The 13,067-nt window shown below is 64.9% G+C and carries 10 protein-coding genes; 4 read left to right on the top strand and 6 right to left on the bottom strand.

What is annotated here, in order from left to right; translation table 11 throughout:
- The first annotated feature begins 33 nt into the window (after nucleotides 1–33).
- Entirely contained in the window at nucleotides 34–1,977 is a 1,944-nt protein-coding gene (locus ACTUWL_RS05880; protein ID WP_021080752.1) for an alkyl/aryl-sulfatase, read from the top strand.
- Between the two features lie 130 nt (nucleotides 1,978–2,107).
- Here the strand turns inward: ACTUWL_RS05880 and ACTUWL_RS05875 are convergent, their stop codons facing one another.
- From ACTUWL_RS05875 to ACTUWL_RS05850, 6 genes are all read right to left on the bottom strand, one after another.
- Nucleotides 2,108–2,812 (bottom strand): ABC transporter ATP-binding protein, encoded by a 705-nt coding sequence (locus ACTUWL_RS05875; RefSeq protein ID WP_021080753.1) that lies wholly within the window; start codon nucleotides 2,810–2,812, stop codon nucleotides 2,108–2,110.
- Nucleotides 2,805–3,554, bottom strand: a complete 750-nt coding sequence (locus ACTUWL_RS05870; RefSeq protein ID WP_021080754.1) for an ABC transporter ATP-binding protein — start codon at nucleotides 3,552–3,554, stop codon at nucleotides 2,805–2,807. Before ACTUWL_RS05870 ends, ACTUWL_RS05875 begins: the two co-directional genes overlap by 8 nt.
- Nucleotides 3,555–3,564: 10 nt before the next feature.
- Complete coding sequence (locus ACTUWL_RS05865) at nucleotides 3,565–4,551, bottom strand: branched-chain amino acid ABC transporter permease (RefSeq protein ID WP_021080755.1); 987 nt, start codon at nucleotides 4,549–4,551, stop codon at nucleotides 3,565–3,567.
- Nucleotides 4,551–5,420 carry a branched-chain amino acid ABC transporter permease gene (locus ACTUWL_RS05860; RefSeq protein ID WP_021080756.1) on the bottom strand — a complete coding sequence of 290 codons (870 nt, stop codon included), beginning with the start codon at nucleotides 5,418–5,420 and terminating at the stop codon, nucleotides 4,551–4,553. The genes ACTUWL_RS05865 and ACTUWL_RS05860 overlap by 1 nt, the downstream gene beginning before the upstream one ends.
- A gap of 16 nt (nucleotides 5,421–5,436) precedes the next feature.
- On the bottom strand, nucleotides 5,437–6,690 hold the full coding sequence (locus ACTUWL_RS05855) for an ABC transporter substrate-binding protein (RefSeq protein ID WP_021080757.1): 1,254 nt from the start codon (nucleotides 6,688–6,690) through the stop codon (nucleotides 5,437–5,439).
- Between the two features lie 301 nt (nucleotides 6,691–6,991).
- Nucleotides 6,992–8,059 (bottom strand): glycosyltransferase family 4 protein, encoded by a 1,068-nt coding sequence (locus ACTUWL_RS05850; protein WP_021080758.1) that lies wholly within the window; start codon nucleotides 8,057–8,059, stop codon nucleotides 6,992–6,994.
- A gap of 313 nt (nucleotides 8,060–8,372) precedes the next feature.
- Here ACTUWL_RS05850 and ACTUWL_RS05845 point away from each other — a divergent pair, with 313 nt between their 5' ends.
- From ACTUWL_RS05845 to ACTUWL_RS05835, 3 genes are all read left to right on the top strand, one after another.
- Nucleotides 8,373–10,136, top strand: coding sequence for an ABC transporter ATP-binding protein (locus ACTUWL_RS05845; protein ID WP_021080759.1), 1,764 nt, complete (start codon nucleotides 8,373–8,375; stop codon nucleotides 10,134–10,136).
- 85 nt (nucleotides 10,137–10,221) lie between these two features.
- The gene (locus ACTUWL_RS05840; protein WP_021080760.1) at nucleotides 10,222–12,423 is read left to right on the top strand and encodes an amylo-alpha-1,6-glucosidase; all 2,202 of its coding nucleotides are present in this window, start codon (nucleotides 10,222–10,224) and stop codon (nucleotides 12,421–12,423) included.
- Nucleotides 12,424–12,470: 47 nt separating this feature from the next.
- Nucleotides 12,471–12,986, top strand: coding sequence for a PRC-barrel domain-containing protein (locus ACTUWL_RS05835; protein WP_021080761.1), 516 nt, complete (start codon nucleotides 12,471–12,473; stop codon nucleotides 12,984–12,986).
- The last annotated feature ends 81 nt before the right edge of the window (nucleotides 12,987–13,067 follow it).

Here is a 13,067-nt window from a genome sequence, read left to right as displayed (position 1 = left end):
ACTGATGTCTGCCCAACGAGGGAGTGCTCGAGTATGACCCAGACAACCGCAGGTGAAACCTCGCACGATGGTCCGAAGGCGGCATCCGCGCCGGTCATCGCGCAGCACGAGGCGAGGTTGAAGGCGCTGCCGTTCGCCGACACCAGGGATTTCGACGATGCCGCGCGCGGCTTTCTCGGCACTATCGAGAACGCCCGCGTCACCTCGGCGCAGGGCAGGGTGGTCTGGAGCCTTGAGCCCTACGGCTTCCTGTCCGAGGAGAAAGCGCCCGCGACCGTCGACCCGAGCCTGTGGCGGCAGTCGCGACTGAACATGCATCACGGCCTGTTCGAAGTGGTGCCCGGTGTCTATCAGGTGCGCGGCCTCGACATCGCCAATATGACGCTGATCGAGGGCGACAAGGGCGTCATCGTGGTCGACACCCTGACCTCGATCGAGGGCGCCCGCGCCGCGATGGAGTTGTATTTCCAGCATCGCGGCAAGCGGCCGGTCGCCGCTGTCATCTTCACCCATACCCACACCGACCATTGGGGCGGCGCCCGCGGCGTGCTCGACGACGCCATGCTCGCGGCGGGCGTGCCAATCATCGCGCCGAACTTCTTCATGGAGCATGCGGTCTCCGAGAACATCATCGCGGGTCCGGCGATGCTGCGCCGCGCGCAATACCAGTTCGGGCCGTTCCTCGCCAAGGGCGTGCGCGGCCAGGTCGATTGCGGCCTCGGCAAGACCATGGCGGCCGGTGGCGTGGCGCTGCTGCGGCCGACCGACCTGATCATCGCGACCGGCGACAAGCGCGTGATCGACGGCGTCGAGTTCGAATTCCAGATGGCGCCGAACAGCGAGGCTCCGGCGGAGATGCACTTCTTCATCCCGCGCTACAAGCTGTTGAACCTCGCGGAAAACTGCACGCACAATTTCCATAATTTGCTGCCGTTCCGCGGCGCCGACGTGCGCGATGCGCTGGCATGGTCGAAATATCTCGGCGAAGCCTTGCAGATGTGGGGCGGCAAGGCCGAGGCAATGTGCGGCCAGCATCACTGGCCGGTGTGGGGGCAGGAGCGGATCGACACCATGATCCGCGAGCAGCGCGACCTCTACAAATACGCGCACGACCAGACCATCCGGCTGATGAACCACGGGCTGAATGCCGCCGAGATCGCCGAGACGATCCGGCTGCCGCAGAGTTTGGAGGGGGCCTGGCACGGCCGCGGCTATTACGGTCACATCCGGCACAATGTGAAGGCGATCTACCAGAAGTATCTCGGCTGGTACGACGCAAACCCCGTCAATCTCGATTCCTTGCCGCCGGTCGAGGCCGGCAAGAAATATGTCGAGTATATGGGCGGCGCCGACGCGATCCTGAAGCGCGCCGCGGCTGACTTCGCCAAGGGCGAATTCCGCTTCGTTGCGCAGGCCGTCAGCCATCTGGTGTTCGCCGAGCCCGACAACCAGGCGGCCCGTGCACTGCTGGCCGACACGTTCGAGCAGCTCGGCTACGCCGCGGAGAGTTCGACCTGGCGCAATGCCTATCTGTTCGGCGCCCAGGAGCTTCGGCAGGGCATGCCGAAGACGCCGCCGCGTTCGCCGATGCCGCGCGAGACATTGGCCGCGCTGCGCACCGAGCAGCTCTGGGACGTGCTCGGCATTCGCCTCAACGGCCCCAAGGCCGAAGGCAAGCGCATCGTGCTGAACTGGAATTTTACCGACACAGGCGAGAGCTTCGTGCTCAATCTCGAGAACTCCGCGCTGACCTACGTCAAGGGCACGCAGGCACCCGATGCGCACGCCGGCTTCACCTTGGCGCGCAGCGTGCTCGACGAGGTCATCGCCAAGCTGACCACGTTCCCGGAAGCCGTCGCCGCCGGCAAGGTCAAGGTGTCCGGCGAGCCGCTGCGGCTCGGCGAGTTGATGATGCTGATGGATGAATTCCCACGGATGTGGGAGATCGTCGAGCCGAAGCGGACTGTGGTGAGGTAGTGCCGAAACGAAGTCGTCATTCCGGGGCGCGCCTCTTGGCGCGAGCCCGGAATCCATCGGGCCGCAACCCCGCGGATCGATGGATTCCGGGCTCTCGCTTACGCGAGCCCCGGAATGACGAACGGACATCTCAAATCCCGAGATACGCCGCCTGCACCTGCTTGTTGTCGGCGAGCTCGGCGCTGGTGCCCTGCATGATCACATTGCCGCTTTCCAGCACATAGGCGCGCTGCACCAGCGACAGCGCGCGGCTGACATTCTGCTCGACCAGCAGGATCGCGGTGCCCATCTTGTGGATCTCGCCGATCTTCTCGAAGGTCACGTCGGTCATCACGGGTGCGAGGCCAAGCGAGGGCTCGTCCAGCATCAGCAGGCGCGGCTTCAGCATCAGGCCACGTCCGACCGCGACCATCTGTTGCTCGCCGCCGCTCATGGTGCCGGCAAGCTGTTTCCGGCGGTCGGCGAGCCGCGGGAAGATGCTGTAGACCAGCTCCATCGTGCGCGCGCGATCCGCCTTCGCTTTCGGCGTATAGGCGCCGATCTCGAGATTCTCCTGCACCGTCATCTCGGGGAAGACCTGGCGGCCTTCCGGGACGTGTGCGATGCCGAGCTCGGGGATCCGGTAGGGCGGCAGCGTCGCGAGGTCGACGCCGTCAAAGGTGACCTTGCCTGCGAACAGTTTGACGAGGCCGGAGACGGCGCGCAGCGTCGTGCTCTTGCCGGCACCGTTGGCGCCCAACAGGCCGACGGCTTCGCCCTCGCCAATGGCGATGCTGACATCGGTGATGGCAGGGACCGAGCCGTAGCTCGCGCTGACGCCGGAGAGCTCAAGCATGTGCGTCTCCCGGCGCCGGCGGATGCACGTAGGAGCCGAGATAGGCGCGGATCACCTCCGTATTCTCCACGATCTCCTTCGGCGCGCCCTCGGCGATCTTCTGGCCGTGGTCGAGCACCACGATGTGGCGCGCCACCGCCATGATCGCGCGCATCACATGCTCGACGATCACGATGGTCAGGCCGCTTGCGGAGAGTTTCTTGACCAGCGCCACCGCCTGATCGATCTCGGCCGGGTTGAGCCCGGCCATCACCTCGTCAAGCAGCAGGATCCTGGGCTGCGTCGCCAACGCGCGGGCCATCTCGAGCCGGCGCTGGTCGATGGTGGTGAGGTCCTTGGCCGGGGTCTGCTCCCTGGCGCCGAGGCCGACGAATTCGATTGCTTCGCGCGCCTTGCTGCGGGCGGCGGCGATATGGCGGTCGCGCAGGAACGCGCCGGTCATCACATTGGCAAGAACCGTCATCGCGCCGAACGGCTTTGCGACCTGGAAGGTGCGCGCCATGCCGAGCGCGCAGACGTCATGCGGCTTGAGCCCCACGACTTCCTGCCCGAAGGCGAGCACCGAGCCTGAGTCCGGCCGGTGAAATCCGGTGATCAAGTGAAAGCTCGTGGTCTTGCCGGCCCCGTTCGGCCCGATCAGCGCCACCGTCTCGTTCTCCTGCACGGTGAAGCTGACGTCCTGCACGGCGCGCAGGCCGCCGAAACGCTTGCTGAGACCCCTGACGACCAATGCTTCTGCCATCGGGGCGACCTCAGGCGCGCGCCGGCTGGCGCCGGACACAGCGGCGATAGAGATCGGTCGCAAACCCGATCAGCCCGGTCGGCCGCCACAGGATCACCGCCATCAGGATCAGGCTGTAGACCGTGAGCTGGATGCCGCCCACCGAGCTGCCGAGCCAGCTCTGCAGCAGCGCCGAGGTGGTTTCCAGCAGCACAGTGCCGATCACGGGGCCCCACAGCGTGCCGATGCCGCCGACGATCGACACCAGCGCGGCCTCGATCGAGACGTTGAAGCTGAACGCGGTCGCAGGATCGATGAAGTAGATGTACTGGGTGTAGAAGGTGCCGGCGAGCGCGGTCAGGAACGCGCTGATCATGTAGATGTCCCGCTTGACCTTCGGCGCGTTGACGCCGATCGCCTCAGCCGCATCTTCATCCTCACCGATCGCGACGAGGTAGTAGCCGATCCAGGATTTCTCGATCCTGTGGGTGATCCACAGTCCGACCACGAGCAAGCCGAGCACGACGTAGTAATACGACGACTTCTCCTCGAACTGCATCATCAGCGGCGCGCTGCCGAGGTTCGGGATCGTGGTGCCCTCGGCGCCCCAGGCGAAGTCGCGGAACTTGAGGAAGATCAGCATCAGCACCTGGGCCGTCGCGATCGTCGCGATGGTGAAATAGGGGCCGCGCAGGCGGAAGCAGAGCCAGCCGATCGGCAGGCTCGCCAGCATTGCCACCACACCGCCCGCGATCATCCCGATCCAGGGCGAGATGCCGTAATTCACTTGCATGATGGTCGAGGTGTAGGCGCCGAGGCCGAAATACGCGGCGTGCCCGAGCGAAAGCTGCTTGGCATAGCCGCCCATCAGGTTCCAGGCGACGCCGATGAACGAGAACAGCAAGATGCGGATCAAGATGTCGATCGCAAACGACGACGTGACGATTTGGGGCAGCGCCAGCATGACGACCGCGCCGATCGCGAGCCCAAGCCATTTCAATGTGCCTGACGTCTGCATCAGCGGCCCCTCCTGGCGCCAAGGCCGCTTGGCCTGAAGGCAAGCGTTAAGAGCAATAGCGCGAACACCACGATCAGCCCGGAATCGGCGCCGACGAACTGGATGCCGAGCGATTCCGCAATCCCCATCATCAGGCTCGCGACCAGCGCGCCCATCACATTGCCGAGCGTCCCCATCACGACGGCGACGAACGCCATCAGCACGAATACCTGGCCGACGAATGGATAGGCCGAATAGAACGGCATCAGGAGCGAGCCGGCGGCGCCTGCGAGCGCCAGCGCGGTGCCGAAGGCGACCGCGAACACGCGGTTCGGATTGATCCCCATCAGCATCGCGACGTCGCGGTTCTGCGATGCCGCACGCATGGCGCGGCCAAGATCGGTGGTGTGCAGGAATACCCAGAGCAGGCCGCTCAGCGCCATCGCGACCGCGAAGGCGATCAGCTTGGCCACGGGAACATACAGCCCGCCGATGTGCCACGCTTCGTCCGAATAGAAAGTGTGGACGGTGCGGTAATTGGCGCTGAACAACATCAGCGAGAGGTTCAACAGCAAGAGCGACAGCGCGAAGGTCAGGAAGATCTGCGGCATGTCGTTCGGTCCGAGCACCCTGCGGATCAGGAAATGCTGGATCAGGACGCCGGCGAGGAACAGCGCCGGCATCGAGACCACCAGCGAGACCAGCGGATCGATGCCGAACTGGGTGGCGAGGAAGAACGAGATGTACATCCCGATCATCACGAACTCGCCTTGGGCGAAATTGACGATCTTGACCACGCCGAAGATCAGCGTGACGCCGATGCTGACAAGCGCGTAGATGCCGCCGATGAGCAGGCCGTTGATGACAGCCTGGGCCAGTGTCTCCCACATGCGATGCGACCGTGGTTCAGGTCTTCATCAGCGGGGCGCGGGCGTCTTCCTTGGGGAAGATGCTGGCGAGGTCGGCGTTCTGCCACTGCACGCCGACCGGACGGCCATAGACGTTCTTGCCGTCGGGGCCGAACTTCACCTTGCCGCCCGGCGCCATCGCGGCAAAGCCCGAGGAGACGTCCAGGGTCGAGAGTGCCTCGCGCACCTTCTTCGGGTCGGCGGAGGCGGCGCGTTCCAGCGCGTCGGCCAGCATGAAGGTCTGCGCGACCAGCCCGCCGGCATATTCGAACGCGAACTCGCCGGTGCGCTTCTTGAATTCGGCATTGACCTTCTGCGCATCGTCGTTGACGTCGTGGTTCCAGTGCGCGACGCCCTGCAGGCCCTCGGCCGCCTTGCCGACGTTCTTGTAGAAGTCCGGCATCACAAAGCCGCCCGAGCCGCCATTGATCGCGATGTTGAGTCCGACCTGCTTCACGGTGCGCACGATCAGGATGAGATCGTTGAGGTAGGACAGCGAGAACAGCGTGTTGGCGCCGGAGGCCTTGACCTTGTTGATCAGCGGGCTGGCATCGGTGAAGCCGGCCGAGTAGGGCTCGAACATCACGATCTCGACGCCTTCGCCCGGCGCCAGCTCCTTCAGCCCGTTCGAGGTCGAGGTGCCGAACGCGGTGTTCTCGAAGATGACGGCGACCTTGGCCTGATCGCTGACGAGCTTGGCCATCTGCAACTGCGCCTTGGCGAATTGCGAGGCGCGTGCGAACGGCGTGAAAGTGTAGCTGCGTCCCTTGTTGAGCTGGTCGGAGCTCGATCCGGTGATGATCGGAACGTGAGCGCGCTCGCACACCTCGCTCGCGATCAAGGTCAGGGCGCTGGCGTAGCAGCCATGGATCGCCGACAGCTTGTTGCCGGTGATGAGACGGTCGGTCTCGGTGCGCGTCACCGTGGTGTCGCTCTGCACGTCGGAGACGATGAGGTTGAGTTTGGCGCCGCCGAGCGACTTGATGCCGCCGGCCTCGTTGACCATGTCGACCGCGAGCTTCGCCGCGGCCACGCAGCCGGTGCCGATCTGCGCCATGCTGCCGGTGGTCGGATAGAGCGCGCCGATATTGATCGGATCGGCGGCCCAGCCCCGGATCGGGACCGCGCCGAATGCGCCGGCTGCGAGCACGCCACCGGTCCGGGCGAGGAATTTGCGGCGGTTCAGCTTCTTCTGCGAGGCTTTGGACGGTGCGACATTATTAATGGCCGGCGGCTTGCGGTCCTCTGTCATGGCGTTCCCCCTGTGCGACCACGGCGCGGCTCTCCGTCCGCTCGCTTATTATTTTTGGCTCAAGCGGGGCGCATAAGAGCACGTAATTTGCCAATCGCAAAGACGATAGCCGCCGGGGCGCTGAGCAAACGCGTTGCGAGTGGTGCGTCGCAGCAATCACGCGACGCGCGTATGCCGACAACTTCGATGCGTGGGAGTTGCCGACGGACACGGCAGTATTATTGATAATCGGATGACCCAACGGACCGGCACGGACACTGCCGGCCGGCCTGCCGGATTATTCGATCGACCGCTGCAACTTCTATTCCGCGCTTGCCACCAGCTTGAAGCGCGGCTTGGCTTCCATCAGGCTGCGATAGGCGGCGAGATAATCGAGGGCCATCCGCCGTGCGGTGAACCGGGTCTCGAACTGCTTGCGGATCGCGTCGCGGTTGAGCATCGACAGGCGCCCGACCGAGGAGATCGCGCTGATCTCGTCCTCGACGATGAAGCCGGTCAGGCCATCTTCGATGATCTCCGGCACTGAGCCGCGGTTATAGGCGATGACGGGCGTGCCGCAGGCCATCGCCTCGATCATCACGAGGCCGAACGGCTCCGGCCAGTCGATCGGAACCAGCAGACCGATCGCGCCGCTGAGAAAGTCCGGCTTCTCGCGGTCGCTGATTTCGCCGATGAACTCGACCAGCGGATTGTCGGCGATCAGCGGCTTGATCAACTCGTCGTAATATTCCTGGTCGGCGCGATCGACCTTGGCCGCGATCTTCAGCGGAATGCCGCAACGGGTTGCGATCCTGATCGCGCGATCGACGCCTTTCTCCGGCGCGATGCGCCCGAGCACGGCGAGATAGGATTGCCTGGCCGGTTGCGGCGTCAGCAGATTCTCCGGCAGGCCGTGATGGATGGTGCGCACCCAGTGCGCCTGCGGCACCGGCCGGCGCTGCGCATTCGAGATCGAGATCACCGGGATCTTGGAGAAAGTGTTGAAGACCGGCTGATGCTCCGGCAGGTCGAGCCGTCCGTGCAGCGTGGTCACGAACGGCGTCGGCTGCCGCGCAAACAGCGACCACGGATAATAGTCGAGATGGCAGTGCAGGAAGTCGAACTCCTCGTCGTCGGCCTTCTGCCGCACGCGTTCCAGCATCACCATGTGCAGCGCATTGGGATCGCGGACGGAGCCGTCGAGGCGCAGTGCCTTCGGCCAAGTCGCATCGAGCTTCGCGGAGGTCTGTGAATCGCCACTGGCGAACAACGTCACGTCATGTCCAAGGGTTACCAGTTCTTCGGTCAGCCAGTGCACGACCCGTTCGGTGCCGCCGTAGAGCTTGGGGGGAACAGCCTCCGTCAGCGGGGCAACCTGCGCGATGCGCATTCTCCGTCTCCTGTTTGTAATGTGGAATGAACTGCCCTCAGCCCTCTGATGGCACCGACATGCCAAAGACGGGAACGTTCTCGCACGTGCGAGGTTCCTTAGGTGTGGGAGATCTGCCGCTTCTTTCTTCCATCACACTGTGGTCTTGCTGATGCCATCACGCTCCAACAGGTTTTCGCCGACGCCAGCGTTGCAAAATTGTTGCGCAGTGATGGCTGCATCAAGAAATCCAAGCGCCGCCCTTCGCGTCATCGTGCACGAGAGCTTCAATTAAAATTTTCTCGTTCACCTTCAACAGCTTTTGCAGGACGTCATGGACCATCTGTCAGGATACGCGCATCGCCCGTTCCCTTTTGTGCTGCGCTATCTGCGCCGGCGGCTTCCGTCGCATGTTGTAATCTTGTCGGCTGTCGTCGCAGCGGTTGCCTGCTCGGTAGGCACGCAATATGGCGTGAAGAACCTGGTCGACGCGCTGTCGGCCGGGCCGTCGGCCGCGCATGGCGTATGGCTGGCATTCGCGCTGCTCATGTCGCTGATCGCCGCCGACAACTTCCTGTGGCGGATCGCGAGCTGGACCGCGAGCTACACCTTCGTCAGCGTCTCCGGCGACCTGCGCCGCGACATGTTCCGCCATCTCACCGGCCACGCGCCGAGCTATTTCACCGACCGGCTGCCGGGCATGCTGACCAGCCGGATCACGGCGACGTCGAACGCGGTGTTTACAGTCGAGAACATGTTCGTATGGAATGTGTTGCCGCCGTGCATCGCAACCTTTGCCGCGATCACCCTGGTTGGGACCGTAAGCCTGACAATGTCAGCCGTGCTGATCCTGATCGCGGGAACCATGGTGGTGGCAATGTTCCGCATGGCCGCCGCCGGCCGACCCTTGCATGACGATTTTGCCAACCGGGCGGCCGCGGTCGATGGCGAGATGGTCGATGTGATCAACAATTTGCCGCTGGTGCGCGCGTTCTGCGGCCTCGGCTACGAGCACGACCGCTTCGATGCGACGGTGAATCGGGAACTGGTCGCGCGCGGCCGTTCCCTGCGCTATCTCGAAAAGCTCCGCCTCGTTCACGCTGCCGTGACCGTCGTTCTGACTATTGCGATGTTGGCCTGGGCGCTCTCGCTCTGGCAGCAGGGCCAGGCCACGACCGGCGACGTCGTGCTGGTCTGCACGCTCGGCATCTCGATCCTCAGCGCGACTCGCGATCTCGCCGTTGCGCTGGTCGACGTCACCCAGCATGTCGCGCGCCTCACCGAGGCGCTGGCGACGCTGTTGCAGCCGCACGAGCTGAAGGACCATCCGGAAGCCGAGGTGCTGGTGAAGAGCGGTGCAGCGATCGCGTTTAACAACGTGTCGTTCCGATATCCCGGCGGCCTGCAGGTGTTCGAGCGCTTCAGCCTCCGCATCCAGCCCGGCCAGCGCGTCGGCCTGGTCGGCCAGTCCGGCGGCGGCAAGTCAACACTATTTACCCTTCTGCAGCGCTTTTACGATGTCGAGCAGGGCAGCATCGCGGTCGACGGCCAGGATATCTCGCGCGTCACCCAGCAGAGCCTCCGTGCGGCAATCTCGGTGGTGCCACAGGACATCTCGCTGTTCCACCGTTCGATCCTGGAGAACATCCGCTACGGTCGGCCGGACGCCACCGACGATGAAGTGCTGCGCGCGGCGATCGCGGCGCGCTGCGACTTCATCGAGAGCCTGCCCGAGGGCATGAACACCATCGTCGGCGATCGCGGCGTCAAGGTTTCGGGCGGACAGCGCCAGCGCATCGCGATCGCGCGCGCGTTCCTGAAGGACGCGCCGATCCTGCTGCTCGACGAGGCCACGGCGGCGCTCGATGCCGAATCCGAGGAGGCGATCCGTGAGGCGTTGTCGCGCCTGATGCGCGGGCGTACGGTGGTCGCGATCGCACACCGCCTCGCGACGCTGCGCAGCTTCGACCGCGTGGTCGTGCTGCAGGGCGGCCGGATCGTCGAGGACGGTCCGCCCGATATCCTGGTGAAGGGAAGGGGTCCGTACCGCGACCTCGTGGCGCGCGAAATGGGCCGCCTTTCCACCAGCGCGGCCTGATCCCCGCGTCATCAAGCCTGTGCTTGCGTTCCCGTGCGTTCGTTGAGCTTAGGATTCGAGCTGAGAAGAGTCGCCAGAGGTTCAGATGGCAGCTGACGTCGTTACGCAGATCATCACCGCTCGTATCACTGAGCACGTAGCCGAATCGCCGTTCTACATTCCGATGACCGGGCCGGCGGCGCGGCCGCGGCGCTCGCTCAAGCATGACGACACCTTCATCGTGCTCGATAGCCATGGCGACATCGGCGCCTCGGCCGGCGGGCCGGACGGCCTGTTCAACGCCGACACCCGCTACCTCGCGCGGCTGGAAATGGTGCTGGAGGACGTGCAGCCCTTGCTGCTCGGCTCCAACATGCGCGACGACAATTCGGCGCTGACGGTCGATCTCACCAATTCCGACGTCTATCGCGACGGCCGCCTGACGTTGCAGAAGGACACGCTGCACATCGTGCGCTCGATCTTCCTGTGGCGCGGCACCGCCTATCAGCGCATTGGCCTGCAGAACCACGGCGATCATGCCGCGAGCTTCGATCTGACGCTGCTGTTCGACAATGACTTCGCCGACCTGTTCGAGGTGCGCGGCGAGCGGCGGCCGCGGCGTGGCATCGGTTCGAGCAAGCTGCTCGGCCCGACCGACGTGGTGCTGGAGTATTGCGGTCTCGACGAGCAGACGCGGATCACCGCGCTGCATTTCGATCCGCGGCCGACCCGGCTGTCGGTCAACGCCGCGACCTATCATTTCGATCTCGAGCCGGGGCAGCTCACCTCGTTGTTCGTTGCAGTGTCCTGCAACAAGCCGATCATGCAGAAGCCGGTGCCGTTTTTCCGCGGGCTCCTGGCGCACCGGCGCGAGATGCGGAATTCGTCGGCTGGTGCGGCCTCGATCGAAACCTCGAACAACATCTTCAACGAGGTGCTGTGCCAGGCGATGGCCGACCTCAACATGCTGATGACGGAGACGCCGCAGGGCCGTTATCCCTATGCCGGTATTCCCTGGTATTCGACGACGTTCGGCCGCGACGGCCTGATCACCGCGTTGCAGATGCTGTGGGTCGATCCGCGGATCGCCAAGGGCGTTCTGAAGCGGCTGGCGCTGTTCCAGGCCAAGGCGGTCGATCCGCTCGCCGATGCCGCCCCCGGCAAGATCCTGCACGAGATGCGCGGCGGCGAGATGGCCGCGCTGCGCGAGGTGCCGTTCGCGCAATATTACGGCAGCGTCGATTCGACGCCGCTGTTCGTGCTGCTCGCGGGGCTCTATCTGGAGCGCACCGGCGACGTCGAGACGTTGCGCGAGCTGTGGCCGGCGGTCGAGGCCGGATTGCAGTGGATCGACGGTCCGGGTGATCCCGACCGCGACGGCTTCGTCGAGTATCAGCGCGCCACCGAAAAGGGACTGCGGAACCAGGGCTGGAAGGACTCCTTCGACGCCATCTTTCACGCCGATGGCACGCTTGCCGAGGGCAATATCGCGCTGGCTGAAGTGCAGGGCTATGTGTTCGCCGGCAAGCAGCTCGCCGCGCGCGCGGCGCGCACGCTCGGCTTTGCGGACAAGGCGTTGAAGCTCGAAGCCGAGGCCGAACGGCTGCGCGCGCGGTTCGAGGAGGCATTCTGGTGCGAAGAGCTCGGCACCTATGCGGTCGCGCTCGACGGCGCCAAGCAGCCCTGCAGGGTGCGCACGTCGAATGCCGGACAGACCTTGTTTTCCGGCATGGTGCGCCAAGACCGCGCGCGACGGGTCGCCGCGGATCTGATGAGCCAAAAATTCTTCTCGGGCTGGGGAATCCGAACCGTCGCCGTCGGCGAAGCGCGCTACAATCCGATGTCGTATCACGACGGCTCGATCTGGCCGCATGACAACGCGCTGATCGCGCTCGGATTGGCCCGCTACGGCCTCAAGCGTTCGGTCGCGCATCTTTTCAAAGGGCTGTTCGACGCCGCGAGCTATATGGAGCTACGGCGGCTGCCCGAGCTGTTCTGCGGCTTCCGCCGCGAGCGCCGGCGCGGCCCGGTGCTCTATCCCGTGGCCTGCGCGCCGCAGGCGTGGGCCAGCGCGACGCCGTTCACGCTGCTGGAGGCCGCGCTCGGGCTGGAATTCGACACCGCGCGCGGCGAGATCCGCTTGCGTGATCCGTGCCTGCCGGAGTTCCTCAACGACGTGGTGCTGCGCGATCTCAGGCTCGGCGCATCCAGCGTCGATCTGCGGCTGCGCCGCCACGGCGATGAGGTGTCACTCGAAGTGTTGCGGACGCGCGGCCAGATCCAGGTGTCGATCGTGTTGACGCATTGAGCGTCGCTGCGCGGCACGCGCGCTACGGAAATTGTGGGGAGAGCAACATGCGTCCGAGGATCATGGTTGTTGCAGCGGCGTTGCTGACATGTGCTGGTGTCCGCGCCGCCGACGATGCGTCGCCGTCGCCGGTACCATCACCGCCGGCAGCGGCCCAAGCGCCGGCGGAAACTCCCGCGCCGCCAGCGGCCGCCGCGGCAAAGGAGTCTCCACCGCCGTCGGTGACGGTGATCGGCGCGCGTGACGCGCACGGCATTCTCGGGCGCGACGTGCGCAGTTCCGCCAATGAGGACATGGGTCGCATCGTCGACGTCATCGTCGACCGCGACGGCAAGGTGCGCGCCGCGGTGATCGATTTCGGCGGCTTTCTCGGGGTCGGCAGCCGCAAGATCGTGGTCGACTGGAACGCGCTGCGGTTCGCCGGCGTTTCCAGCAAGAGCGACAGCATCACGCTGGACCTCAACAAGCAGCAGGTGAGCGCTGCGCCTGAATACAAGGAAGATACGCCGCTGATCGTGCTGGGCGCGGCCGGCAATCTCCATCCATGGGATTACGAGCATTAGGGGGCAGAAGCTGGTCGCGCGTCCGAACTCTTCCTTCGAGGCGGTTGGCGACGATCGTGACGAGCGATCTGCCGGTGGCAC

The organism is Bradyrhizobium sp. WCU1 (assembly GCF_053474805.1).
This window is presented reverse-complemented; position numbering and strand designations above follow the sequence as displayed.

Excerpts from the sequence above, each read along its gene's own strand:
- ACTUWL_RS05880 (WP_021080752.1), top strand. The coding sequence starts at position 34 with ATGACCCAGACAACCGCAGGTGAAACCTCGCACGATGGTCCGAAGGCG.
- ACTUWL_RS05835 (WP_021080761.1), top strand. The coding sequence starts at position 12,471 with ATGCGTCCGAGGATCATGGTTGTTGCAGCGGCGTTGCTGACATGTGCT.
- ACTUWL_RS05865 (WP_021080755.1), bottom strand. The coding sequence starts at position 4,551 with ATGCAGACGTCAGGCACATTGAAATGGCTTGGGCTCGCGATCGGCGCG.
- ACTUWL_RS05845 (WP_021080759.1), top strand. The coding sequence starts at position 8,373 with ATGGACCATCTGTCAGGATACGCGCATCGCCCGTTCCCTTTTGTGCTG.
- ACTUWL_RS05855 (WP_021080757.1), bottom strand. The coding sequence starts at position 6,690 with ATGACAGAGGACCGCAAGCCGCCGGCCATTAATAATGTCGCACCGTCC.
- ACTUWL_RS05840 (WP_021080760.1), top strand. The coding sequence starts at position 10,222 with ATGGCAGCTGACGTCGTTACGCAGATCATCACCGCTCGTATCACTGAG.
- ACTUWL_RS05870 (WP_021080754.1), bottom strand. The coding sequence starts at position 3,554 with ATGGCAGAAGCATTGGTCGTCAGGGGTCTCAGCAAGCGTTTCGGCGGC.
- ACTUWL_RS05875 (WP_021080753.1), bottom strand. The coding sequence starts at position 2,812 with ATGCTTGAGCTCTCCGGCGTCAGCGCGAGCTACGGCTCGGTCCCTGCC.
- ACTUWL_RS05860 (WP_021080756.1), bottom strand. The coding sequence starts at position 5,420 with ATGTGGGAGACACTGGCCCAGGCTGTCATCAACGGCCTGCTCATCGGC.
- ACTUWL_RS05850 (WP_021080758.1), bottom strand. The coding sequence starts at position 8,059 with ATGCGCATCGCGCAGGTTGCCCCGCTGACGGAGGCTGTTCCCCCCAAG.